This window comes from Neobacillus sp. KR4-4 (genome assembly GCF_042136325.1).
GTDB lineage: Bacteria > Bacillota > Bacilli > Bacillales > Cytobacillaceae > Neobacillus.
Genome location: NZ_JBHHJU010000002.1, coordinates 121785 through 146611, shown reverse-complemented (window position 1 = coordinate 146611; position 24827 = coordinate 121785). Strand labels below are relative to the sequence as shown.

The window sequence follows — 24827 nt, the reverse complement described above, 5'->3', positions numbered from 1 at the left end:
ATGAGTGGGGAAAAAGATCTGGAACAGTTAAAGAAGGAAGCGGTTGCGAAGGCAAAGGCAGCGGCGGCAGCGAAACGAGCAGCAAAGGCTGCTGGGGAAGCGGCACCCGCTCCAAAGCAAGAAGAAAAGCCGGCCGAACCAGTTGAAGCTGAAGCTCCAGCTCCAGCAAATGACGCAGATGATCTCGCGAAGAAAAAGGCCGAGGCTGTTGCGAAGGCGAAGGCGGCGGCCGCAGCGAAACGGAAGGCGATGGAGCAAGGCGGCACTTCAGCTCCAGCGGAAGATACCACGCCAGCAGAACCATCAGAACCAGCAGCGGACGATAGCGATGACCTCGCGAAGAAAAAGGCGGCAGCGGTGGCGAAAGCGAAGGCTGCGGCCGCAGCGAAGCGTAAAGCGATGGAGCTTGCCGGTGGAGAAGCTCCAGCCGAAGAAGCGGCGCCAGCGGAACCAGCAGCAGAAGATGGCGACGATCTTGCGAAGAAAAAAGCAGCAGCGGTAGCGAAAGCGAAGGCCGCGGCGGCGGCAAAGAAAAAAGCGATGGAACTTGCGGGTGGAGCTCCAGCCGAAGAAACCGATGCTCCAGCTGGTGACGATGCCAAGGCGAAAGCGGCAGCAGCGGCCAAGGCGAAAGCAGCAGCGGCAGCCAAGGCAAAGGCAGCGGCGGCGGCCAAAGCTAAAGCTGGCGGAGCTGGAGCAGACGCAGCGGGTGGCGATGACGAGAAAGCAAAAGCGATCGCAGCCGCCAAAGCGAAGGCGAAAGCAGCGGCAGCAGCCAAGGCAAAAGCAACAGGTGCAGGAAAAGCGGATGACACGGCAGCACCAGCAGCTGCAGAGCAGCCATCACCAAACCAGCCATACCTAGACAAGTATGTGAGGGTCATAACTGAGCACCTAGGTGCAGATGTTTTAGAAGATTCTTATATTAATAAACTTTCTAAGGATGTTCCCACCCTTGTGGTGAAGCCTGATACCTATTTCAAAGTAGCTCAATTTTTAAAGTACAATGAGCAGTTAGGGTTTGATTATTTATCAGAACTTCATGGGACAGACTTTGTGACACATATGGAAGTATATGTTCACTTATACTCATACAAAAATCGTCAATCGGTTGCTTTTAAAGTGAAGATTGACCGCAGCGAACCAACAATCGAGTCCTTGCAGCCGCTTTGGGCAGGGGCAGAATGGCCTGAGTGCGAAGCCTATGATTTACTTGGAATTAAGTTTCCAGGACATCCGGACTTACGTCGTATCCTGCTTGGCGAAGATTGGGTTGGCCATCCACTGCGCAAAGATTACGAGCCGTACGACGTGGAGGTGTAACCAATGATCAGAACAGAAGAAATGATATTAAACGTCGGTCCTCAGCATCCAAGTACACACGGAGTGTTCCGTCTCGTCGTTAAAATTGATGGGGAAATTATTACCGAAGCAACGCCTGTCATCGGTTACTTACACCGTGGGACAGAAAAATTAGCTGAAGATCTGCAATATACGCAGATTATTCCATATACAGACCGGATGGACTATTTGTCCTCCATGACCAATAACTATGTCATCTGTCATGCCGTCGAAACGATGATGGGGATTGAAGTGCCTGAGCGAGCTGATTTCTTGCGCGTGATTGCGATGGAATTGAACCGGATTGCCAGCCACCTTGTTGCCTGGGGAACTTATATCCTCGACCTTGGTGCAACCAGCCCGTTCATTTATGCCTTCCGTGACCGTGAAATGATTATCAATATGCTGAATGAATTATCAGGGGCACGTTTGACCTTCAACTATATGCGCGTTGGCGGTGTGAAGTGGGATGCACCTGAAGGCTGGATTGAAAAAGTAGGCAGCTTTGTTCCTTACCTGCGCGGCCAGCTGAAAGGCTATCACGAACTGGTTTCCGGAAATGAAATCTTCCTTGACCGGGTAAAAGGCATTGGCAGGTACACGAAGGAAGAGGCGCTCCAGTATTCATTGAGCGGTCCGAATCTTCGCAGTACCGGAGTGAAATGGGATCTCCGTAAAGATGAACCATATTCTGTCTATAATCGTTTTGAATTTGATGTGCCAACTTCAGAAGAAGGCGATTGCTTGGCCCGCTACCATTTGCGCCTGGCTGAGATTGAACAATCCTTGAATATCCTTGAACAGGCCGTGGAACAATTCCCAGCCGAAGGACCAATTTTAGCGAAAGTGCCGAAAATCATAAAGGCACCTAAGGGAGAGGCCTTTGTCCGAATTGAGTCACCGCGCGGAGAGATTGGCTGCTATATTTATAGCGACGGTAAAAAAGAGCCGTACCGCTTAAAGTTTAGAAGACCGTCCTTCTATAACCTGCAAATTCTCCCGAAACTATTAAAGGGTGAAAATATTGCAAACATGATCGCTATTTTAGGGGCAGTGGATATTGTCCTTGGGGAGGTTGACGGCTAATGATAGAAGAATTGCTCCAGTCAAGTCCGGGTTGGGCTAACTTTGGAATTTTCTTTTTACTCGGCGCTGTCTTGCTTTTAATTGTATTAGGATTCGTTACCTACGGAATTTTAGCAGAGCGGAAAGTCTTGGGTTACATGCAGCTGCGTCATGGTCCAAACCAGGTCGGCGGTAAATGGGGACTCTTACAAACCGTTGCTGACGTTCTTAAGCTGTTACTAAAAGAGGACATCATTCCGAAAGCAGCTGATAAACCATTATTTATCATTGCGCCGGTCATTGCCTTCGCACCTTCGTTTATGGTGCTGGCCACGATGCCGTTCACGGATGCCTTTCAGTTCGCTGATATCGGCGTTGGATTACTTTACTATATCGCAGTGAGCGGATTAACCACCTTCGGCATGCTGCTTGGCGGCTGGGCCTCGAATAACAAGTACGCCCTTTTAGGGGGCATGCGTGCATCTGCCCAGATGATTTCCTACGAAATCCCGTTAGTTATGTCTGTATTGGGTGTTATCCTGTTAACAGGAAGCTTAAATCTAAATGATATGGTCGAAGCACAAAAGCATGGCTGGTTCATTCTTTTACAGCCAATTGGCTTTATCATCTTTTTTATTGCTTCGATTGCCGAATTAAACCGGACACCATTTGACTTGCCGGAGTCGGAAAACGAACTAGTTGCGGGATACCACGTCGAGTATACTGGATTCCGCTGGGCCTTCTTTATGCTCGCAGAATATGTGTATTTATTCGCAATGTCTGCCTTGATTACCGTCGTCTTCCTCGGCGGCTGGCTGGCGCCATTCAGTTTCTTGGACTTTATCCCAGGTGCAGTCTGGTTCGCGGTTAAATTCAGCGTCGTTGTCTTTGTATATATTTGGCTGCGGGCCACCTTACCGCGTTTCCGCGCCGACAAACTCATGGAATTCGGCTGGAAAGTCCTCCTGCCAATCGCACTAGCGAATATATTCTTAACTGCATTAATTAAGTCACTATTCTTTTAATGGGCTTTACTGGTGCCTGACACCAAGCAAGGTGTAGACAGTAGAAATGGTGGCAACACCATAAATGGTGCCTGACACCAATAACAATCTTTAAAATGTAAAAGGGGTGAAAAACGTGCTTGGATTAGCAAAAGGCTTGAAATATACCCTTAAGAACTTGACGCGCGAAAAGGTTACTTATGATTATCCAAATAAGCCGATTCCACTGCCAGACCGGTTCCGCGGGATTCAAAAGTTTTATCCGGAGAAGTGTATTGTGTGTAATCAGTGCATGAATATCTGCCCGACGGATTGTATTAATTTAACGGGTAAAAAGCATCCGGACCCTGCGAAAAAAGGGAAAATCATTGATACCTATGATATCAACTTTGAAATTTGCATCCTTTGTGACCTTTGTACGGAGGTATGCCCGACAGAAGCAATCATCATGACCAATAACTTCGAGCTCGCTGAATACAGCCGTGACATGTTATTTAAAAACCTAGAATGGTTAGATGAAAACGATGAAAACATACGGCAGGTGAATAAACCATGACCATTTCGGGGGAATTCCTTGCATTTATGGGGCTCGCACTTGTTGCCATTATCGGCGGTGTGCTGCTTTTAAACCTTACCAAGGTTGTGCATATGGTCGTTTCACTGATCTTCACCTTTGTAGCAATCGCTGGTATTTACGTAGTCCTGTCCGCTGAATTTGTGGCCGCAGTGCAAATCTTAATCTATTCCGGTGCCATTACAATCATTATGCTATTTGGAATCATGTTAACGAAGCATAATGATGAGCATGAACCGAAAACAGGCAAATGGAGAAAAATCCTTGTTTTCTTAGGGATTGTAGGCTTTGCGTTTGCTGTTTATCTTGGGATTTACGATTTCAATATCGAACAGGTTCCGACCACATTGCATGAAAATAACACGATGCAAATTGGTAAAGCACTTTACTCAAAATACATCATTCCATTTGAGTTAACGTCTGTTTTACTATTAGTCGCCCTAGTTGGTTCGATTATCTTAGCGAAAAACGAGAAGAAGGAGGCGGATGATAAATGAGTTCCGTTCCCGCTTCAGCCTTCCTGGCACTAGCACTCATTTTGTTTTGCATCGGTTTATACGGTGCACTGACAAAAAGAAATACCGTAATCGTCCTGATCTCGATTGAATTAATGCTGAATGCCGTGAATATTAATCTCGTCACCTTCAGCAAATATGGAATGGCACCGTCGATCACGGGCCAAATCTTCGCTCTGTTCGCCATCAGCGTGGCAGCGGCTGAAGCAGCCGTTGGTCTAGCGATCTTAATCTCGCTCTACCGCGCTAGAAAAACCGTCAACATCGATGAAATGGACACAATGAAAAACTAGACACAAGAAATTGTCTTTCAACAAAATTCGAATGGTGATGTTTGTATCATTCGAAAGGGGATAGTGATAATGATGGAGAATGCATGGCTCATACCGCTTTTCCCGCTATTATCGTTTTTGATCCTTCTTCTTTTCGGGAAGCGACTGAAGGAAGCAAGTGCCTATGTGGGGATTCTTCTCACGCTGGCATCACTTGTCTACTCGATTTTGGTTTTATTCGAGCGCTTCAAAGAGCCGACCTATGTCACGAAATTCGACTGGCTCACGATAGGAGATATGCATCTAACAGCGGGCTTTGAAGTGAATCAATTAAATGCATTAATGCTGTTTATCGTATCGCTCGTAAGTTTCTTAGTACATACCTACTCCAAAGGTTATATGCAAGGAGACGAGCGGTTTCCGGTATTCTATGCCTACTTAGGATTATTTACGTTTGCGATGCTTGGCCTAGTTATATCGCCTAACCTGCTGCAAACTTATATTTTCTGGGAACTTGTCGGTGTCGGTTCCTTCCTATTAATCGGTTTTTATTTTTACAAAGACGAAGCCAAAGCTGCGGCTAAAAAGGCATTCATCATGACCCGGATCGGGGATGTAGGCTTATTTATCGGCATGATTCTGCTATTCTGGGAAACCAAAAGCTTTGAATATAGTGAAATTTTCGCGGCGGTTGATGCCGGTGCGGTGTCAGGCACCATGATTACCTTAACCGCGATCCTGATTTTCATCGGGGCGGTTGGTAAGTCAGGTCAGTTCCCGCTCCACACGTGGCTTCCGGATGCGATGGAAGGTCCAACGCCAGTGTCGGCGTTAATCCACGCGGCGACGATGGTTGCGGCTGGGGTTTATTTGGTTGCGGCACTATTTCCATTGTTTGAGGCGAGCCATACGGCGCTCCTTACGATCGCTGTGATTGGTGCATTTACGGCAATTTTCGCCGCAAGCATTGGTCTTGTGCAAACCGATATCAAACGGGTACTCGCGTATTCAACGGTTTCACAGCTTGGCTACATGATGCTGGCCTTAGGGTCTGCGGGCTATGTGGCAGGGGTATTCCACTTGATGACACATGCCTTCTTCAAGGCGCTTCTGTTCTTGGCAGCCGGCTCTGTCATTCACGCGGTACATACTCAAAACATCGAAGAAATGGGCGGACTTTGGAAAAAGCTCAAGCTTACTGGACCGCTATTCCTAATTGGAACACTGGCAATCAGCGGTGTCCCAGGGCTTTCCGGATTCTTCTCAAAAGATGAAATTTTAGTAGCGGCCTGGGAAGGCGGACATCCTGTTCTCTTTTTCTTAGCCCTTGCGGCGGCCTTCATGACAGCATTCTATATGTTCCGCTTGTTCTTCCTAGTCTTTACGGGTAAAGCACGCGGCAACCAACAGCATGTCCATGAATCGCCATCCAATATGACCTTACCAATGGTCGTTCTGGGCGTTCTAGCCATTATCGCTGGTTATGTCAATACACCGTGGTTTGGAACATTCCTTGGCGATTGGCTCGTTGATGGCAACGAAGCGTTGGCACACCAAGGCCACGTGGAAGGGCCAGCTTGGATTATGATTGCAGCAACGGTCGTTTCCTTAGCAGGAATTTTCCTTGCCTACTTGATGTATAACAAGCGTTCCATCGCCCGCGACTGGTTAAGCGGATCGGGCGATACGCTGCATACGATTTTATTAAACAAGTATTACGTTGACGAGTTTTATCAACTGACAGTGGTGGCCTTCACAAAAGGTGTCAGCTACTTCTTACGTTTCATTGATGTGTTCCTTGTTGAAGGACTCGTCAAAGGCGTGGTCGGAATTGTTCAAGGACTTGGCGCCGCAGGGTCGAAACTGCAATCCGGACAGGTTCAAACGTACGGTGCGGTGGCCTTTGTCGGACTCGCGGTTCTCGTCGTCATCTTTGCATTAACAGGGGGGTACTTACGATGAATTTAACATCTGTTCTTTCACTCCTAGTATTCTCCCCTTTACTAGGTATCGTGCTTTTAGCGTTTATGCCGAAAACGGCAGAAAAACCAATCAAAGCGGTCGGCTTTCTGGCGACCTTGCCGGCCTTGCTGCTGGCCCTGGCTGCTTACCTTCATTTTCAATTTGGTAAGGATCTAGCCGACTTTACGATTACAGCCAAATGGATCCAATTCCATGGGATCAATGCACCTGAACCATATTTTTCCGTTTACTATGAACTTGGCTTAAGCGGTTTTCAGCTTCTGCTCGTTGTCCTGACAGCGGTAGTTGCGACGCTATCGGCGATTGCTGCAGCAAAGTTTGTGAAAAAAGAGTGGAAGGGCTATTTCATGCTGTTCCTGCTCCTAGAGATAGGAATGCTTGGCGTGTTTACGGCCGAAAACTTAATTCTGTTCTTCATCTTCTTTGAAATCACGCTCATTCCGACCTTCTTCTTAATCGGAAAATGGGGTTATTTTGAAAAAGAAAAAGCAGCCTACAGTTTCTTAATTTATAATGGACTAGGTTCTGCGATTCTATTAATTGTGATTATGATTCTTTTTGCAAAAACAGGATCAACCAATATTAACTATTTAACCGAATTAATGGCGAATCCAAAAGCACCGCTTTCTAGCGATCTGAAAATGGGCTTATTCATTGGCTTCTTGCTAGCGTTTGGTGTCAAATTGCCGATATTCCCATTACACAGCTGGATGTTAAAAGTCCACGTTCAAGCACCGCCATCCGTGGTTATGATTCACTCAGGGATACTTCTGAAAATAGGTGCGTACGGATTAATTCGTTTTGGAATGGGCATTTTTCCTGAGCAATTTGGGACTCTTGCGACGCTGATAGCTGTCCTTGGAGTGATTAACCTCCTCTACGGGGCGTATCTAGCGTTCATTCAAACAGATTTTAAAATGGTTTTAGCGTATTCTTCGATTTCCCATATGGGAATTGTGTTAATCGGACTGGCTGCCATGAATGAGGCTGGGATTCAAGGGGCGATTTTCCAAGTGATTTCGCACGGATTGATTTCCGCGCTGTTGTTCTTCTTGGTCGGTATCCTTTACGAACGCACCGATACGTCACTCATCGAGAACCTCGGCGGAATGGCGAAGGGCATGCCGATTGCAGCTGGCTTCTTGTTGGCTGGCGGGATGGCGTCGCTTGGCTTGCCAGGGATGTCTGGATTTGTCAGTGAGTTTATGGCTTTCCTCGGACTATTCAAAGAGATGCCGGTAATTGCAGCGGTAGGTACGCTCGGCATTATTATGACGGCGGCTTACTTGCTTCGCGCGGTTTTAGGAATCACGTACGGCAAGGCACATCGTGAATTTACAGGCATCCTGGATGTAAAGGGCGTCGAATTCGTGCCTGTGCTGGTACTCATGCTGTTAATCGTAGTAATTGGTGTTTACCCAAGTGTCCTAAGCGCGCCATTAAAAACTACACTTGAGACCATCATGCTGGGGATAGGAGGGTGATGAAGGATGAGTCTTGATACCTTGCAGCAATTTCATTGGAGTGCCATGACACCAGAGTTCATCATCCTTGGTGTATCCGCACTTCTTACACTTTTAGATTTATTTATGCCGAAAAATCAAGACCGAAGAGTTCTCGGCTGGATCGGAATTGTTGCCATTATCGCTGCAACCGTGTCCGTGCTTAGTTTAGTGGGCGGACCTGTGAGGTCGATTTTGGACGATTCATTCCGCTTAGATAGTTTTGCGATGGGCTTTAAATTATTACTGCTAGTAGGGGCAGGTCTGGTTATGCTTTTGGCCGTCAGCTACCCAGCCAAGGATGGTTTAGAGGAATATCGCGGCGAGTTTTATTATTTGTTCTTATCTGCCTTGCTCGGCGGCATGATTATGACATCGAGCGGCGATTTAATTACGCTGTTCATCGGCTTGGAATTGTTAACTGTTTCTTCTTATATTTTAGCGGGGATACGCAAGTATCATTTAGAGTCGAACGAATCTGCGATGAAATACGTCATCAATGGCGGAATTTCCACAGCGATCACGTTGTTTGGGATGAGCTATATCTATGGTTTAACCGGCTCAACCAACTTAGTGAAGATTGCCACTAGCCTAACTCAAGTGGCAGACGGTCAACAGGCGTACCTGTTAACATTGGCATTTTTAATGGTAACTGTGGGGTTAGCGTTTAAATTGGGAGCAGCTCCATTCCATATGTGGGCACCCGACGTCTACCAAGGTGCGCCAACACCGGTGACGGCATTTCTAAGTGTTGTTTCAAAAACAGCTGGTTTTGTGATTGTACTTCGGATTTTATTAACCGTCTTTCTCGCCGCTGCTTCGGTCGATGATCCACAAAAGCCAATTTTACTGCAAATGCAGGATTACTTGGCCTTGATCGCTGGAGTAACGATGATTATCGGGAACGTCGTGGCATTGAAGCAGTCGAACATTAAACGGATGTTTGCGTATTCTAGTATCGCACATGCCGGTTACATTCTCGTGGCACTAACTACACTGAACTCGAACATCTTTTACTCGATTTGGTTTTATCTGCTCGCTTACTTACTCATGAACATGGGTGCGTTTGCCATCATCCAGGTCGTTACCGAAAAATCAGGTTCAGCGAAGATTGCTGATTTTGCTGGCTTGTATCGCCGTTCACCTGTGCTTGCGGTCGTTATGGGGATCTTGCTTGTATCGCTGGCAGGTTTCCCGGGCACAGCCGGTTTCATTGGAAAATTAAACATTTTTATCGGCGCATTTGCTGGTCAGACACCACATTATGTGCTCGCGTCAGTGATGATTGCGACGACGGTGGTATCGTACTTCTATTACTTTGGTGTGATGACACAAATGTTTTTCCGTCCGGCGAGTGACGACAGCAAGTTTAAGATTCCAGCGGGGATTTTAATCGTGTTGGTGGTTGCAGTTGTCGGTTCCATACTTTTTGGTGTAATGCCGAATTTTGCGCTAGACTTTATGCAAAATAACTTGAATAACCTTTCGGACTTTTTCAGTTAGGTTAGGTGCGGTCGGAAAAGCAGGATGCTTTGGGGGAAGCATCCTGTTAAATTAAAGGGGTATTCATACATGAAAAAGGAGAGGCTGGGGGAGCCTCTTCTTTTTTTATTGGCTTTTAAAAGGTGTTTATTATATCATTTTGAGAACTTATCACATATTTTGGGAGACTTACTACATCATATTGAGAACTAATAACATATTTCTGGACACTTATGACACATTTTGCGAAACTTACGACATTTGCTGGATATGAATTGGAAATCCCTAGATTGCAGTACCCAATAATGCCAAAAAGCTGCAAACAACATAATCGTTGCTGCAGCTTGTGTATTAGAACTTGGTATTCAAGGCTGGATTTCGATCTCGAATGGTGTCATATCGTGATTCTTCTTTATCAGGTGTCGGTTCCACATCTATTGGAGCCTCTTGCACCATATCCTTATCAGAGTGATCTCGTTTATTAACCAGGACGAGAATTTTTCCTTCTTCAACCGACTCTTGATAATATTTGGCGTCATCGTCTGGAATTCCAAGGCCGATCAGTGCGCCTGCTAGTCCGCCTACACCAGCTCCTGTTATGGCTCCCAAGATGCTTGATGCGATAGGACCTGCGGCGACAATTGGGCCAATACCTGGGATGGCTAGAGCGCCAAGTCCGGCTAATAATCCGGTTGCACCACCAATTGCACCACCTGTTAGCGCGCCAGTGGCAGCTGTGTCTTCAACTACAGTACCCGTTTCTTCGGTGATTGTATCTAAGTGATTGTGGTCCTTACCAATTACACTGATTTCCGACTTATCGTATCCCCATTTTATCAGGTCCTCTATGGCGGCAATCGCCTCTTGTTCTGATTGATACACACCTACAATATTCTTCCCGTGCTTGTCCATTTTTTCTCCTCCTCTAATTTAATAGGTTGGATAAATGCTATTTTGATAGTTTATCTTTCACTTCGCCTACGCCTTCTTTTACTTTACCTTTGGCTTTATCGACTTTGCCTTCTACCACCTTTGAATCATCATCTGTTAAGCGGCCCCATTGCTCTTTCGCTTCACCTTTAACTTGGTCAATACTGCCTGAAAATTTATCTTTATTCATATTATTTAGCCTCCTAATATTAGTTATCTAATTCTTTTCGCCATCGCTAACGCCATTATCTTGATCTACTCCATCACCAACACCGTCCTCTTTTAATTTTTCCTCCACATTATTCACTGCTTCTTCAATATTCTGCTTTGCATCGTCCATTGTTGCGTTGGCTTCCTTTTTCGTATCAGTGTCTACTGCATCTTTTTGTTGTCCATCACTGATCCCGTTATCCTGGTCGACCCCATCTCCACATCCAGCTAACCCGCCGAATGTCAGCGATACAGCCAATCCGCCAACTAGTAATCGTTTCTTCCAATTCATTTGCATTGGTAGCTCCTCCTTCTAATTGAACTGTTTAGAAGTGCAAGTCTGCCTTGCATATTGGTTATATTCCCGCTGATAAGGACTTGAAACCTCATTTTTTCCTAAGAGGGCCTTCCGTTGTGTTCCTACTATTAAATGCTTTTTTTGAAAAAATATTATTTTTAAAAACTAGGTTTCGATTCAAAAATACAGGTTATATATCCTATAGAAAAACTGAAAAATCACGAAAAGGAGTTTGATAGGATGGAGATGGATCACATGATGACTGGCTGGTACTCATATTTTCAACAGCTGCCAACCTTGCTGTTTGCTCTATTGGTATTATTGGTTGGCTGGCTCATCGCTAAATTTATTGGAAAAGGTGTAGAGTCCCTTTTAAAGAAAACAAGCTTTGATGACCGGCTGTTTTCCAACCTAGGAAAGAGGAAATACTCATCTGAAGTGATAATCGGAAAAATCGTGTATTATATTTTACTCGTGTTTGTTTGGATTATCTTTTTCAATATGCTGAACTTAAGCTTTATTGCCACACCGCTTGTGGAAATGTTATCGGCGATTACGGCCGCGGTTCCTAATGTTCTAAAAGCGGCTCTGATTTTATTGCTTGCATGGGGAGTTGCCTCGCTGCTGCGCCTCTTGTTTAAAAAAGGGACAGCGATGATTCATGGAGAGCGTCTCTTAGTAAAATGGAAGATGGCAACTAATGAAGCGGAGGCCGTACGTAAGGTTAACAGTATCGGCAAAGTGCTTTTCTACTTTGTGTTCTTACTATTTTTACCGGGGGTATTGGATGCACTGCAAATGGAAGGCGTATCAGAACCTTTCGCTAACACCCTATCAACCTTGCTAGCCTTTATCCCTAAGTTATTTGCTGCGGCCCTGATTGTGTTTGTCGGCTGGCTGATTGCAAAAATGGTCCGCGATATTTTAACAAACTTTTTAAGCAGCGTCGGTACGGAGCGGCTTGGCCAACGTTTCGGTCTAAACACGGCAGGAGAGAGAACCAGTCTTTCGAGTATGATTGGGAACATTGCGTTTATCTTAATCTTAATTCCTACGATTATTACAGCGCTAGAAAAGCTTGATCTAAAAGGAATTTCTGATCCAGCCATTTCGATGCTTCATCATGTGCTCGCGCTCATTCCAAACATCGCCGTCGCGGTCATCTTAATTTTAGCGGGCGTATGGATTGGTAGATGGGTTGAAAAAATGGTGTCGCAAATGCTGTGGCGTTTACGATTTAACAATATCTTTCACCATATGGGGATTGGGTCGTTAAATCCAGAGCAATCCAAGTATAATCTTTCGCAAATCGTGGGTATGATTGCAAAAATTGTAATTGTCCTATTATTTACAGTGGAAGCATTACAAATTGTTCACCTAGAGTTCTTAGTCACTCTAGCAACTGGCGTGATTGCCTATTTACCGATGTTACTGGCTGCACTTGTGATCTTAGGAATTGGTTTGTATGTAGGTCACTTAGTCGAGCGTATTTTACAAAATGTGTTAAAGAACAGCTACTCCCGAACACTAGCCGCTGTAGGGAAATATGCGGTCTTCGCAATCACCGTCTTTATGGCATTAGACCAGCTTGGAGTTGCCCATTCGATTGTTAATGCTGCCTTTATTCTCGTCTTAGGGGGAGCAGCCTTAGCATTTGGACTGGCATTTGGTCTCGGAGGAAAGGAATTCGCCAGCAAATATCTTGATAAGTTAGATAATAAGTTAGACAAGAAAATAATCGAATAAACGATGGATAACAATCCGAAACTTTTCGGATTGTTATTTTTTAAAAAAAGAGAGGGAGTGAAGCTTCACTTGACGGCCATCCATTTACTTTTAATTGCGGTATTAATCGCACTAACCGGATTTTTCGTTGCGGTCGAATTTGCGATGGTAAAGGTCCGTCCATCGAGAATAGATCAGTTAATGGCGGAAGGGAAGAAGGGGGCTATTTCGGCTAAAAGGGTGGTCACCCATCTGGATGAATATTTATCTGCCTGTCAACTAGGGATAACCGTGACCGCACTGGGCCTGGGTTGGTTGGGAGAACCGACCGTAGAAAAACTATTGCACCCATTCCTAACGGCACTAGACCTCAATCAATCCGTGGCACATATTTTATCGGTTAGCTTGGCTTTTGCGTTGGTTACCTTTTTCCATGTAGTAGCAGGGGAATTGGCACCGAAAACGGTAGCGATTCAAAAAGCAGAGGCAATTACGCTTTTCTTCGCTGTACCAATTATCTGGTTTAACAAAATCATGTTTCCGTTTATTTGGCTCTTAATTGGTTCGGCCCGGCTGCTAACGGGGATGTTTGGCATAAAGCATTCATCGGAACACGAAGGAGCTCATTCGGAAGAAGAGCTGCGAATTCTCTTGTCAGAAAGCTATAAAAGTGGTGAGATCAATCAGAATGAATTACGCTATGTGAACAATATTTTTGAATTTGATGAGAGAGTGGCAAAGGAAATTATGGTGCCGCGGCCCGAGATAAGCAGCATACCAATGGATGCGACGGTGAATGAAGTCTTAAAAAGGGTGAGGGATGAGAATTTTACCCGTTATCCAGTCATGGATGGGGATAAGGATCACATCATCGGCATTATTAACGTGAAATCGCTGTTAACGTCGTTTATGTTGCATACAGATAATCTGGATGAGTTGCAGGTAAGTTCCTTTATCAGTCCCGTGATTCATGTGATGGAAACTACCCCCATACATGACTTACTGGTGAAAATGCAAATTGAACGGACACATATGGCCATTCTTATGGATGAATACGGCGGGACCTCGGGTTTGGTTACGGTGGAGGACATTATTGAGGAAATCGTTGGCGAAGTGCGTGATGAGTTCGATGTCGATGAAGTGGCCGAGATTCAAAAGATCGAGGAGAACCATTATGTTGTCGATGGGAAATTATTACTTGAGGACGTGAACGATTTACTAGGGGTCAACCTAGCCGACCCGGGTATTGATACCATCGGCGGCTGGTACCTGACGCAAAACTCTGATGCGCCAATCGGCAGTAAAGTGGAATCAGAAGGGTACGTGTTCCAGGCCATTGCCAGTAAGGGATATCATATTTTGAATGTGGAAGTGAAGAAGATATAGACGAAAAAAGCCTCGTAGGTCGAGGCTTTTTTTCGTGGCTACTTCGCCAGTAAAAAGTGGTTATGCGCCAGTAAATTTGTGCTATCCGCCAGAAAGTGGCGGCTATGCGCCAGTAAACGGTGGTTATGCGCCAGAAACTGGCCGGTCCGCCAGTAAACGGCGGCCATGAGCCAGTAATCGACCGCTATCCGCCAGTAACTGACCATCATCCGCCAGTAACAGCCGCTGTCGGATGCTGATTCTTCAGCTTTTTCTTCATGATCAGAATATCATGCTGGAAGAGCTTGGTTATAACCTCTTTATCTCCATATAATAGCAGCTGATCCCCTTCCTGTATTTTTTCGTTGTAGATATTGCACCGTATTTTCGATTGACCTCTTTTAATAAAAAGCACGATAAACTCTGGCCGCTCTTGGTCATTAAACAGCTGGTTAATTGTTTTATAGACAAGCAAAGAGTCGGTATAGATATGCAGATTGAGCAGAAAATCGTTCTTTTCCGTTAAAAACACGTCCCGAATCGGCAAATCGCCGAGTTCCATCTGCTGCTTCATCTCTCTATGAAATAATTTTGATAACAGGTTTTGAATGCAGGCGAGTTTTAATACGCCAAAAACAAGCATGACGCCGCCTGCAATGTAAAAAATATGAATCATCCGCAGATCGTCGGAAAGGAAATTACTGATTGTTGAAATAATGACGGCAAGGGAGAAGGCCCCAAATAGGATCAGGAATGTAGCGAGTTTCCGGCGAATCGGGTGGCCTAAAATAAGTTCCGATTCCTCCGTTGTAAAGCCCGTGCCGGTCATCAACGAAATGACCTGAAACCTTGACACCTTTAAATTGAGCCCCGTTAATCGAAATAAAACAACGTAAATTTCGATAACCGCTGTAATGATGATGAAATAGACGAGTAAAAAAAGTAAATTCATCCAACCAGCCACCTCAAAAAATTAGTTGGGGTAGTCACCTGCCCCAACTGCTTTATTACTGCATCTTCTCATTATAAAATTGAACGGAATACATGGCCCCTTCACTGACCATGTTATTATCCTCTAGATCACGCGGGTGTGGATGCCCTCCTTTTTCTATCGGCAATTCTTCACTTTTATGGAAAGGGGTAGGTTTAATCTTTCGTTTCCAGTCTCTCAGTACACTTTCCGCTTTTAATCGATTCGGTTTAGATGATAGCCACATCGCAGCCGAAGCTCCCATTCCAGCGGCGACAATAATCGATGTAACAGGTACCATACGTTTCATATTAAAACCTCCTATTAGATTCTCTTAAAATAGCACTTTTAAAAAAGTTCTATTTCTAGTTGTAATACCCGCTTCCGTTTCTCTCAAACCATATTTCCGAAGTTTCATTAGTTCCGGATTGGGGGATATAGGTAGAAAACCTTTTGTGAAAGGAGATCCGATGGCTATCGATTGGAAATGGTATCAAGTTAAGAAAGATGAGGATGAGCGTATCCAACCAATTTTCGAACAAAATCGTTCTAGATGTAACGAATGGCTGAATAAAGTGCGCAAAAATAAAACCAATTCCTTAAGGATAAAGCTTCTTGATTCAGGGGAAAAAGTGGTGACGGGTTCGCTTATTTATAAGCAAAATTTTGAAGAGGAAGGGGACTACAAAATTTTCCATTATTATGTAACAGAGGAGCAGCTGATTACGGTCGATCTTAATTTTTCCAACTTAAAACATATCCGTCCTGAGCCGCTTTTTAAGCAAATAAAGAAAGCTGAAAACGCGGTGGATGGATTTTTTATGCTTCTAGGCGAACTGATGCATGAAATGTTAGTTGAAATCGATCAATTTGAAGAAGCGCTGAAAACACTGATCTGGAGTATCCGAAAGCGGAATGGAACGAGCATTCTTGAAGAAATTTATATGCGCAGGCATGAGCTGCTGGTTTGGAAGAGTCTATTGATTCCGATTAACGAGTTAAAAATAGGGATTGAGGAAGTGAAACTGAATGAAGTCAGCAGAGAGGAGATTTTTACGTTTCTTGTTAAACGGATTGAACGAATGACCGGCCTGCTCAATGAGTACGAGCATGAACTGGATTCGATTATTAATTTAGAAGAGGTCATTTCTTCCCATCGCGGCAATGAAATTATGAAAACCTTAACGGTGATCACGATCCTGTTTACCCCGATTATGGCATTTGGGGCTTTATGGGGAATGAATTTCAAGCAGATGCCTGAACTCGAATGGCGGTACGGCTATCTTCTTTCGGCCATTTTTATCGTGATCTCGACACTCCTGCTCTATGGCTATTTAAAGTTTAAAGGCTGGACAGGCGATCTGTTAAAAGGAAAAAAGAAAGATTCCTATTTTAAGTAATGATTCGGCTTGTCCAAGGGCAGCCGGTTTTTTTCATAAAAATAACGACCCTGTGAAAGGGCCGTTACGTCTTATCGGCTGCTATTGCTACGGATCGGGAGTTTGCTTTTCTTCCTTCTTCAGCTCCGTACCGGTTTTCTCCTCCTCCATTTCCTTGCCGAGCTTCTTTATTTCCTCTAGGTTCTGTGCCATCGAACTATTGTTGGATTTCTCAACTTTCTCCTTTAAATCTCTTTTTTTAGTCTCCATGTGAACACCTCTCCTTTGTAATCCTGTCATACCCCGTTATTTAAAAAATGAAACCTAACAGGTAGATAGGTCGATTCGTCTAATTTGAATATTTTGGTATAATATTGGGACTAGAACTGGTGTCAGGCACCATGTGAATTCTTCACATGGTGCCTGACACCACCACAAACAGCCTAGTTTAATAGAATTTTTTATAAAGAAAGGTTTAGACTTTGAAAATAGGGGTATATACACTATAAATCTTTCAGGGGTGATGATGAGAATGAATATAACCATAGATAAACAACAACGTGATGAGGAAATCGTAGTGCTTGTGGCGGGAGAAATTGATGCGTACACGGCACCAAAACTTAGAGAGGAATTATTGGCGCTGGCAGAAGAGGGAAATAAGTCGATTACCGTTAATCTACAGGATGTGTCCTATTTAGATAGTACCGGTCTGGGGGTGTTTGTAGGTTTATTCAAACAGCTAAAGGAAAAGGGCGGCGAATTAAAGCTGATTCAATTATCGGATCGACTAAAGCGGCTGTTTGAAATTACTGGCCTAAGTAAGGTCATGAACATTTCTGCTACGACTGAGGAGGGAAGATGATGAGCCAAGTGATGGATTATATCGAGATGAAAATTCCTGCCAAGCCGGAGTATGTGGGCGTGATTCGATTGACATTATCGGGAATTGCCAGCCGGATGGGTTTTACATATGAGGAAATTGAAGATCTTAAGATTGCGGTAAGTGAAGCTTGTACGAATGCTGTCCATCACGCCTATCCCAAGGACGAAGGCGGAGAGGTGATTATCGGGTTTGGCATTTATGAGGACAAGTTAGAAACGATGGTATCTGATAGTGGAAAGAGCTTTAATTTTACCCAGAAGAAAAATGAATTAGGCCCCTACACGGAAGCAAGTACAGTGGAGCAGCTGGCAGAGGGAGGGTTAGGGCTATATTTAATCGAAACGCTTATGGATGAAGTGAGTGTGGCGAATCATTCCGGGGTAACGGTCTTCATGGTGAAGTATCTAAGTGGGGAGCGTGAAAATCATGACACAACCATCTCAACCCAAGAAACGAACTAGAGATGAAATTGATGCCCTGATCGTCGAGTTTCAGCAGAACGAATGCCCGCTTTCGCAAACCATTTTAGTCGAACATTACTCGGCCCTGATCGGGAGTCTTGCACGAAAATATTCAAAGGGGAAATCGTTCCATGAGGACCTTGTGCAAGTAGGGATGATTGGGTTATTGGCAGCAATCAGAAGATTTGACCCAGACATGGGCAAACCTTTCGAGTCGTATTTAATTCCAACCGTTATTGGCGAAATTAAGCGGTTTCTCAGGGATAAAACCTGGAGTGTCCATGTGCCGAGACGGATCAAAGATTTATGGCCAAAGATTAAAACGGTAGCGGACGAGCTGACCAATCAATATCAGCGTTCACCGAAGGTCGAGGAAATCGCGGATTATTTAGAGATCTCCGAAGAGGAAGTATTGGAAGCGATGGAGATGGGGAAAAGTTATCAAACAGCGTCTGTCGATCAAACGATTGAAACGGGTTCAGATGGAAGCACGTCGACGACCCTGGACATTATCGGATCCGACGATGAGGGCTTCGAAAAGGTCGACCAAAAGCTCCTGCTCGAGAGTGCGATGCATGTTCTTTCAGAGCGAGAAAAGGAAATTATCCAATTCACGTTTGTCGCGAATAAAAGTCAGAGGGAAACCGGAGAGCTTTTGGGGATTTCGCAGATGCACGTGTCCCGTCTACAAAAAAAGGCGATCGAGAAGTTACGAAAGGCACTCTTGTGTGACGCCTATCAAGGAGTCAACGATGCTTGATAGGATACCTGGTGCCTGACACCGCAAAGTAGATACCTGGTGTCAGGCACCAGGTAAATGAACTGACGCTTGGGAAAGGGGGAATCGCTATGGCCATGAAAATTGCGGTGGTTGACGATAATCAAACTAATCTGATGATTATCGAGAAAATTCTGCGGAAGGCTGGTTATAATCGGTTGGTTCTGCTGACATCTGCCAAGGAGTTATATCAATGTTTGCAGCTGGATGCGGAAGATGCCGAGGAGGTTCCGTTCGATTTAATTCTAATGGACTTGATGATGCCGGAAATAGACGGAATGGAAGCATGCAGAAAGGTTCTTGCGGATGAGCGGTATGCGGACCTGCCGATCATCTTCGTTACAGCTATGGGAGATTCCAACAAAATGGCCGAGGCGATGGATGCAGGTGCCCTTGATTATGTCCTGAAACCCATTAATAAAGTGGAGCTGCTGGCGCGGATGCGTTCCGTCCTTCGATTAAAGCAAGAGAAGGACTTACGGAAGGAACGGGATAAACGGCTCCAATATGAGTTGGACCTGGCGAAGCAGGTGCAAGGAAGCATTCTAAGTGATCCGATCGAAGAAGAGGATGTAACGATTTCGGCTATCTATAAGCCTTCCTTTGAGCTGGCTGGAGACTTGTATGCCTGGTATCCAATCAGCGAACATCGGTATGGCGTGATTTTGCTTGATATGATGGGGCATGGAATTTCATCCTCACTCGTATGTATGTACATATATTCGGCATTGAAGGATACGATTACGGGGATGTGTGATCCAGAGCGGGTCATGAGAGAACTGAATCGGCGCATGTATCAGCTGAAGATGCCTGATCATTTGATTAACTATTATTTCACCGCGATTTACCTAGTGCTCGACACTGAAACGCAAACGATCGAGTACGTCAATGCCGGTCATCCAGCGGGAATCGCCATCGTGGATGATGAGGTGAAACTATTAACGGACGGGTGCTGTGCTCTTGGTTTTTTTGAAGAAATCGATGTAACCAAAGGCGTCATTCCTTACAAGCGTGGTGCGCGGACGCTGCTCTTTACCGATGGCCTGTCGGAATGGCTGGAGGAGGATTATAAGGATGCGATCGCGAAACTCATCAGCACCTTACAAGCGAAAGACATCGACACTCCTGATGCATTTCTTCACCAGCTGCAGCCAAGTCTGGAGCCGCACAATGCCCCGAAGGACGACCTTTGCTTGGTGATGATTTCGACGAATGGCTAACAAATAAAAGGGTGTCAGCGGAAGAGCTGGCACCCTGTTTACTAATTGGTGGGTCGGGTTTTGCTGGAAAAATGGTTGCTGAGGAAAAGGCAGCGTGCTGGTTGTGAAGGGGGCGTTCTAATCGTGCCCGCGAGCCTGTTTTTTAGGAGGAGATGGGAACAAATAGGTGCTAATCGTGCCCATCCGCCTCCCTTATAGAAGGAGAAGGGAACTATTAGCCATTAATTGTGCTGCCCATCCAACCCGCTTTTTAAAAGAGGACGGGAACAATTCCCCGTCCCCCCGTCAAATTCTACTCCGCCAAATATGCTTCGAGCATCCATCTATGCTTTTCCAAGGATGTGCGAACGGCGATGAACAGATCTGCTGTCGGTTGGTCTTCGTTGTCCTCGGCTAGGCTGATTCCTTCCGTCAGTTCGGTGCAGACGGTGTTAAAATCCTCAGCGAGTGTCTTGATCATTCCCTCCGCATTTTCGTCGCCCTCGCCTTCCTTGATGGAAGAGATTTGTAATTGCTCCTTCAATGTTGCCGTTGGCAATGCTCCAAGCGACAACATTCGTTCCGCGATGGTATCAAGATGCAGCGCCGCTTCCTTATACAATTCTTCAAATTTTGGGTGCAGCGTGAAGAAATTCTCTCCTTTAACATACCAGTGGTAGTGGTGCAGTTTCATATAAAGCACGGAAAAATTAGCGACCTGTGTGTTAAGAGTCTCTGTTACTAAGTTGTTCTTCTCTTTTACTTTTGCCATGTTTATTACCTCCGTTTGTTGGAATAGTGTTGATATTTATTCATTACCCTGGACTTTATCGGTTGAAACCTTGAAAAAAATTTTTTTCCAAAGAGGTTTCAAGAATAATAGATTCGGGTAATAAAAAGTATTTAGGTAGAAATTTTCAATCTCAAATAAATATAGTGCTATGGTAGAATAAGGATATTTTAATAGACCACTTTTGCCAGGAGGGGATTACAATAAAAGGCTTTAACTACAACATTCGTGCGAAAATTATTACCGGATACTTCTCCATCTTGATTTGCTTGGTGATTTCCTTGCTCATCGTGATTAATCGAATGGCCGATTTACAGAACGAGGTGGACTTCATATCGGGACATGATATTGAGGTACACGATCTGACGAACCAAATTCAAAAAAATGTTCTCGACATGGAAACCGGAATGAGAGGGTATGCGCTCACTGGAGATGAGGAATACCTGGAGCCTTATAATCTAGGGAGCAGGAACTGGCTGGATAACTACAATAAACTTCATTCCTTGTTAGAGGATAACAACAGGCAGCAGCGCAGTTTAGAAGAAATAAAACCGCTGATTAGGAGTTGGATGACTAATTCCGGGGAATATGTCATCAATGCTAAAAAAGCCAATAATCAATCGGCCTTAGACCAGCATTTTAAGAAAAGTACAGGAAAAAGATTAACCGACCAGCTCCGCACCCAGTTTGATTCATTTCTGGCCAGTGAAAAGAAACTGATGGCAGGACGGATCAGTCAACTCAAGCAAAACAATCAAAATTTAAAAGTGACGTTGTACGCGCTGATTGGTTTGGTAACACTCATTACCATCGCGGCGGCGCTGTTACAGTCTAATTCCATCGTTCGAACCATCAATCAAGTGGTAAAAACGATTAAAGGAATTACCGATTCTGATTCAGATGTCGACCTGACGACACGGATGAAAGTGAATACGCGTGACGAAACCCGGGAGCTTGCGGAGGCCATGAACAGTCTCCTCAGCAGTCTGGAGAAACAGAGTTGGATTCAGAAAAGTATGGCGGATATCTCAACATTGTATCAAGGGATTACGGATATTAGCGAATTGACGCAATCGTTTATTTCTAGATTGGCTCCATTACTTCAAGCTTCTTTTGGTGTGGTATATCTTCGCAAAAATGAAGGGGGCGAAGTCTATTACGTCAAAGCGGCAGGTTATGCCGCGGTTGCCGATGAGGGAGCTGCCCGGGCGAGTTTCCGATTGGGGGAAGGGCTGATTGGGCAAGCTGCTGTCGATAAACGGATCTTTCTGATTGACCAACTGCCCAAGGAACATATCAAAGTCACCTCTGGCTTAGGTGCTTCTTCCCCAAGGAATCTATTAATTGCTCCAATTTTAGTAGATGGCAAGGTAGAGGCTGTGATTGAGCTTGCTGCGCTTCAGCCGTTCCTCTCACAGCACCTTACCTTAGTCGACCTGCTCCAAGACAAGTTCGGTTCGGCGATTACCAATGTGACAGGAAGAATGGAAGTCGAAAGGCTGCTAGGAGAATCGCAGGTTTTAACAGAAGAACTTCAGGCGCAATCGGAAGAACTCCAAGCGCAATCGGAAGAATTGCAAATGCAGCAAGATCAGCTCCAAATGGCCAATGGGTATTTGGAACAGGAGAAGCAATATGCCGAGCAACGAGCGCTGGAACTCAAAAAGGCGAAGGATGAATTGGAAGACTATTCTCGAAAGCTCCAGATGAGTTCACAATACAAGACGGATTTTCTTGCAAATATGTCTCATGAGCTGCGCACGCCATTGAATAGCATTCTGATTCTGTCGCAAATGCTGATGGAGAATAATGATGAGTTAACCATGTCAGAAGTAGAAGAATACGCGGGTGTAGTCCATACGGCTGGCGGAGATTTGCTGCGGCTGATTGATGATATTCTCGATTTATCAAAAATTGAAGCAGGAAAAATTGAAATTTTGACGGACGAAGTCAACGTAACAGAAATTCCACAGACGCTCAAAAATCTGTTCGAGCCAGTGGCGCGAAAAAAGAATTTGACCTTTGATGTGATCACACATCCAGATGTGCCTCCGGTCATTTCGACGGATGGACAAAGATTGCAGCAAATTTTGAAAAATTTATTATCCAATGCCTTTAAATTTACGGAACAGGGCGGCGTTACGGTACGAATTGAATTTGCTCCGCTTGAAAAAGTCGCGGAATTGCCTGACCTGCAAGAGGATGCTGTCGTGCTGGCCATCGCTATCACTGATACAGGAATTGGCATTCCATTAGATAAACAGCAAATTATATTCGATGCCTTCCAACAGGTCGACGGGACCACAAACAGGCAATATGGCGGAACGGGACTGGGGTTATCGATTTGCCGGGAATTTACCCGTTTGCTTGGCGGGCTGCTTGAAGTCGAAAGCGAGCAAGATAAGGGAAGTACGTTCACCTTATATATACCGAGCCGTCTTGCGCCTGTCAGCCATAATTTGTTCGAAGTCTTGGCGTTGGAGGAAGTGGCGGCAAGTGCCAGTGAGCTGACCGAGGAACAGGAATTTATAGAAGAATCAGAACCGCCGCGCGTTGATCGAACGGAGGCTGAAACTTCGGATGAACGCTTGTTTAAAGGGAAAAAGGTACTTCTTGTTGAGGATGATGGACGGAATGTATATGCGCTTGTGACAACGCTTGAGAAAAAAGGAGTGGTGGTCCAAGTGGCTGAGAACGGAAAGCGCGCCATTGAAATTTTACAAGAACAAGCCGACTTTGACTTGGTGTTCATGGATATCATGATGCCGGTGATGGGAGGGTATGAGGCCATGAAGGCGATACGTCATGACCTGCAGATGGAAAGTCTGCCCATTATTGCGCTGACCGCTAAAGCCATGAAAGGAGAACGTGATAAGTGTATGGAGGCAGGTGCGTCTGATTATATTATGAAGCCATTAAAAATCGACCAGCTATTCTCATTGATGCGGGTGTGGTTGACAGAGCAGGTGGATCAGGATTGACGAGCATGAAAAAATCGGTAAACCCGGTAAATCCGGTAAACCCGATGAACCCGACCAGCCCGATACAACCGGTGCCCCCGGTAAACCAAGTGAACCCAGTGAATCCAGTAAACCCAGTTAACCCAGTAAACCCGGTAAACCCGGTAAACCCGCAAGATTCCAATGTACTCACAGAAACAATAGTGCCAACGGAGTTGCAGAATATCGAAATCAATTTGCTGCTTGAGGGTTTATATCAAATGTACGGATATGACTTCAGGGGGTATGTCCGTGCCTCTTTAACGAGAAGGGTCTTGAATCGGATGAAAGCAGAGCGGCTTCCGTCGATCACGGCTTTATTGGAACAAGTCCTTCACGATCAAGCGTATTTGGAGCGATTATTGAATGATCTCTCGATTCGGATGACGGAAATGTACCGAGATCCTACTTTTTTCGCTGCCTTTCGTAACCAGGTCGTTCCATTATTGCGCGAGCTTCCAGAGATTCGGATTTGGCATGCTGGGTGCGCGACGGGGGAAGAGGTCTATTCGATGGCCATTTTGATGCTGGAAGAAGGGCTCGCGAAAAAAACAACCATCTACGCAACTGATATTAATGAAAAAGCCCTTTCTGCTGCTCAAAAAGGAGCGTTTCCTCTCAAGAAGATGCAGCAATATACGAAGAACTATTTAAAGTCAGGTGGAAAAAAGGCCTTTTCCGAGTACTATACGACGGATCACCAGTTTGCTTATTTTTCTCCTAAATTAGAAGAGAACCTTATCTTTGCTCAGCATAATTTGGTGGCCGACCGTTCGTTTAATGAGTTTCATGTGATTTTATGCCGTAATGTCATGATCTATTTTGACAATGATTTGCAGCAGAAAGTCCATGGCCTATTTTACGACAGTCTTGCTGAAGGTGGATTCATCGGCCTTGGCAGTAAAGAATCCATCCTGTTTATGCCAAAGGGCAAGCAATACCAAGAATTTAATCCACATGAACGAATATACAGAAAAGCATAGGTGCCGACACCCACATTGGGTGTCAGGCACCTTTTTTTTTAATATCAGTATGATTAATATCCGGATAAATCGGGTATTACCCCATATGGGGATCTAGATAAATTTGGGGGGAGAACGAT

25 protein-coding genes are annotated in these 24827 nt (G+C 45.0%); 18 read left to right on the top strand and 7 right to left on the bottom strand.

All coding sequences use genetic code 11. From position 1 onward, the window contains the following. The 9 genes from ACE198_RS02415 to nuoN all read left to right on the top strand — a co-directional run bounded on the left by ACE198_RS02415 (window position 1) and on the right by nuoN (window position 9759). Entirely contained in the window at window positions 1–1323 is a 1323-nt protein-coding gene (locus tag ACE198_RS02415) for an NADH-quinone oxidoreductase subunit C (protein ID WP_375374601.1), read from the top strand. 3 nt (window positions 1324–1326) lie between these two features. Continuing rightward, entirely contained in the window at window positions 1327–2427 is a 1101-nt protein-coding gene (locus ACE198_RS02410; protein WP_375374600.1) for an NADH-quinone oxidoreductase subunit D, read from the top strand. After that, window positions 2427–3431, top strand: a complete 1005-nt coding sequence (nuoH, locus tag ACE198_RS02405) for an NADH-quinone oxidoreductase subunit NuoH (protein ID WP_251459519.1) — start codon at window positions 2427–2429, stop codon at window positions 3429–3431. Before ACE198_RS02410 ends, nuoH begins: the two co-directional genes overlap by 1 nt. A 115-nt stretch (window positions 3432–3546) precedes the next feature. After that, window positions 3547–3966 (top strand): NADH-quinone oxidoreductase subunit NuoI, encoded by a 420-nt coding sequence (gene nuoI, locus ACE198_RS02400; RefSeq protein ID WP_251459517.1) that lies wholly within the window; start codon window positions 3547–3549, stop codon window positions 3964–3966. Continuing rightward, window positions 3963–4481 carry an NADH-quinone oxidoreductase subunit J gene (locus ACE198_RS02395; RefSeq protein ID WP_098571512.1) on the top strand — a complete coding sequence of 173 codons (519 nt, stop codon included), beginning with the start codon at window positions 3963–3965 and terminating at the stop codon, window positions 4479–4481. The genes nuoI and ACE198_RS02395 overlap by 4 nt, the downstream gene beginning before the upstream one ends. Beyond that, entirely contained in the window at window positions 4478–4792 is a 315-nt protein-coding gene (gene nuoK, locus ACE198_RS02390; protein ID WP_026568243.1) for an NADH-quinone oxidoreductase subunit NuoK, read from the top strand. The genes ACE198_RS02395 and nuoK overlap by 4 nt, the downstream gene beginning before the upstream one ends. A 69-nt stretch (window positions 4793–4861) precedes the next feature. Next, window positions 4862–6733 (top strand): NADH-quinone oxidoreductase subunit L, encoded by a 1872-nt coding sequence (gene nuoL / locus ACE198_RS02385; protein ID WP_251459515.1) that lies wholly within the window; start codon window positions 4862–4864, stop codon window positions 6731–6733. Further along, on the top strand, window positions 6730–8238 hold the full coding sequence (locus ACE198_RS02380; protein ID WP_375374599.1) for an NADH-quinone oxidoreductase subunit M: 1509 nt from the start codon (window positions 6730–6732) through the stop codon (window positions 8236–8238). Before nuoL ends, ACE198_RS02380 begins: the two co-directional genes overlap by 4 nt. 6 nt (window positions 8239–8244) lie before the next feature. Then, complete coding sequence (nuoN, locus tag ACE198_RS02375) at window positions 8245–9759, top strand: NADH-quinone oxidoreductase subunit NuoN (protein ID WP_375374598.1); 1515 nt, start codon at window positions 8245–8247, stop codon at window positions 9757–9759. Between the two features lie 330 nt (window positions 9760–10089). Here the strand turns inward: nuoN and ACE198_RS02370 are convergent, their stop codons facing one another. The 3 genes from ACE198_RS02370 to ACE198_RS02360 are packed head-to-tail and all read right to left on the bottom strand — an operon-like array spanning window position 10090 to window position 11176. Beyond that, complete coding sequence (locus ACE198_RS02370) at window positions 10090–10650, bottom strand: general stress protein (RefSeq protein WP_375374597.1); 561 nt, start codon at window positions 10648–10650, stop codon at window positions 10090–10092. Window positions 10651–10687: 37 nt separating this feature from the next. Beyond that, window positions 10688–10858 carry a CsbD family protein gene (locus ACE198_RS02365; RefSeq protein ID WP_098571507.1) on the bottom strand — a complete coding sequence of 57 codons (171 nt, stop codon included), beginning with the start codon at window positions 10856–10858 and terminating at the stop codon, window positions 10688–10690. 27 nt (window positions 10859–10885) lie between these two features. Next, complete coding sequence (locus ACE198_RS02360) at window positions 10886–11176, bottom strand: hypothetical protein (RefSeq protein WP_375374596.1); 291 nt, start codon at window positions 11174–11176, stop codon at window positions 10886–10888. A gap of 240 nt (window positions 11177–11416) precedes the next feature. Here ACE198_RS02360 and ACE198_RS02355 point away from each other — a divergent pair, with 240 nt between their 5' ends. Both ACE198_RS02355 and ACE198_RS02350 read left to right on the top strand, forming a co-directional pair. Then, entirely contained in the window at window positions 11417–12922 is a 1506-nt protein-coding gene (locus ACE198_RS02355; protein ID WP_375374595.1) for a mechanosensitive ion channel, read from the top strand. A 69-nt stretch (window positions 12923–12991) separates the two neighbouring features. After that, on the top strand, window positions 12992–14287 hold the full coding sequence (locus ACE198_RS02350; protein ID WP_375374594.1) for a hemolysin family protein: 1296 nt from the start codon (window positions 12992–12994) through the stop codon (window positions 14285–14287). 205 nt (window positions 14288–14492) lie between these two features. Here ACE198_RS02350 and ACE198_RS02345 read toward each other — a convergent pair whose 3' ends face one another. Further along, window positions 14493–15218 (bottom strand): TrkA C-terminal domain-containing protein, encoded by a 726-nt coding sequence (locus tag ACE198_RS02345; RefSeq protein WP_375374593.1) that lies wholly within the window; start codon window positions 15216–15218, stop codon window positions 14493–14495. A 55-nt stretch (window positions 15219–15273) separates the two neighbouring features. Further along, the gene (locus ACE198_RS02340) at window positions 15274–15546 is read right to left on the bottom strand and encodes a hypothetical protein (protein ID WP_375374592.1); all 273 of its coding nucleotides are present in this window, start codon (window positions 15544–15546) and stop codon (window positions 15274–15276) included. Window positions 15547–15706: 160 nt separating this feature from the next. Here ACE198_RS02340 and ACE198_RS02335 point away from each other — a divergent pair, with 160 nt between their 5' ends. Beyond that, window positions 15707–16636, top strand: coding sequence for a magnesium transporter CorA family protein (locus tag ACE198_RS02335; protein ID WP_375374591.1), 930 nt, complete (start codon window positions 15707–15709; stop codon window positions 16634–16636). 87 nt (window positions 16637–16723) lie between these two features. Here the strand turns inward: ACE198_RS02335 and ACE198_RS02330 are convergent, their stop codons facing one another. Beyond that, window positions 16724–16885, bottom strand: coding sequence for a hypothetical protein (locus ACE198_RS02330; protein WP_375374590.1), 162 nt, complete (start codon window positions 16883–16885; stop codon window positions 16724–16726). Window positions 16886–17147: 262 nt separating this feature from the next. Here ACE198_RS02330 and ACE198_RS02325 point away from each other — a divergent pair, with 262 nt between their 5' ends. The 4 genes from ACE198_RS02325 (at window position 17148) to ACE198_RS02310 (ending at window position 19957) form a co-directional block, all read left to right on the top strand. Further along, window positions 17148–17477 (top strand): anti-sigma factor antagonist, encoded by a 330-nt coding sequence (locus tag ACE198_RS02325; protein WP_375374589.1) that lies wholly within the window; start codon window positions 17148–17150, stop codon window positions 17475–17477. Further along, on the top strand, window positions 17477–17959 hold the full coding sequence (gene rsbW / locus ACE198_RS02320) for an anti-sigma B factor RsbW (RefSeq protein ID WP_098571500.1): 483 nt from the start codon (window positions 17477–17479) through the stop codon (window positions 17957–17959). Before ACE198_RS02325 ends, rsbW begins: the two co-directional genes overlap by 1 nt. Next, window positions 17925–18719, top strand: a complete 795-nt coding sequence (gene sigB / locus ACE198_RS02315; RefSeq protein ID WP_375374588.1) for an RNA polymerase sigma factor SigB — start codon at window positions 17925–17927, stop codon at window positions 18717–18719. The genes rsbW and sigB overlap by 35 nt, the downstream gene beginning before the upstream one ends. 95 nt (window positions 18720–18814) lie before the next feature. Beyond that, window positions 18815–19957 carry a PP2C family protein-serine/threonine phosphatase gene (locus ACE198_RS02310; RefSeq protein WP_375374712.1) on the top strand — a complete coding sequence of 381 codons (1143 nt, stop codon included), beginning with the start codon at window positions 18815–18817 and terminating at the stop codon, window positions 19955–19957. Window positions 19958–20249: 292 nt separating this feature from the next. Here the strand turns inward: ACE198_RS02310 and ACE198_RS02305 are convergent, their stop codons facing one another. Then, the gene (locus ACE198_RS02305; protein ID WP_251459494.1) at window positions 20250–20708 is read right to left on the bottom strand and encodes a Dps family protein; all 459 of its coding nucleotides are present in this window, start codon (window positions 20706–20708) and stop codon (window positions 20250–20252) included. 290 nt (window positions 20709–20998) lie between these two features. On the opposite strand from ACE198_RS02305, the gene ACE198_RS02300 reads away from it, so the two are divergent. Together ACE198_RS02300 and ACE198_RS02295 are read left to right on the top strand one after the other, a co-directional pair. Continuing rightward, window positions 20999–23707 carry a CHASE3 domain-containing protein gene (locus ACE198_RS02300; protein WP_375374711.1) on the top strand — a complete coding sequence of 903 codons (2709 nt, stop codon included), beginning with the start codon at window positions 20999–21001 and terminating at the stop codon, window positions 23705–23707. After that, complete coding sequence (locus ACE198_RS02295; RefSeq protein ID WP_375374587.1) at window positions 23704–24708, top strand: CheR family methyltransferase; 1005 nt, start codon at window positions 23704–23706, stop codon at window positions 24706–24708. The genes ACE198_RS02300 and ACE198_RS02295 overlap by 4 nt, the downstream gene beginning before the upstream one ends. Window positions 24709–24827 lie beyond the last annotated feature (119 nt).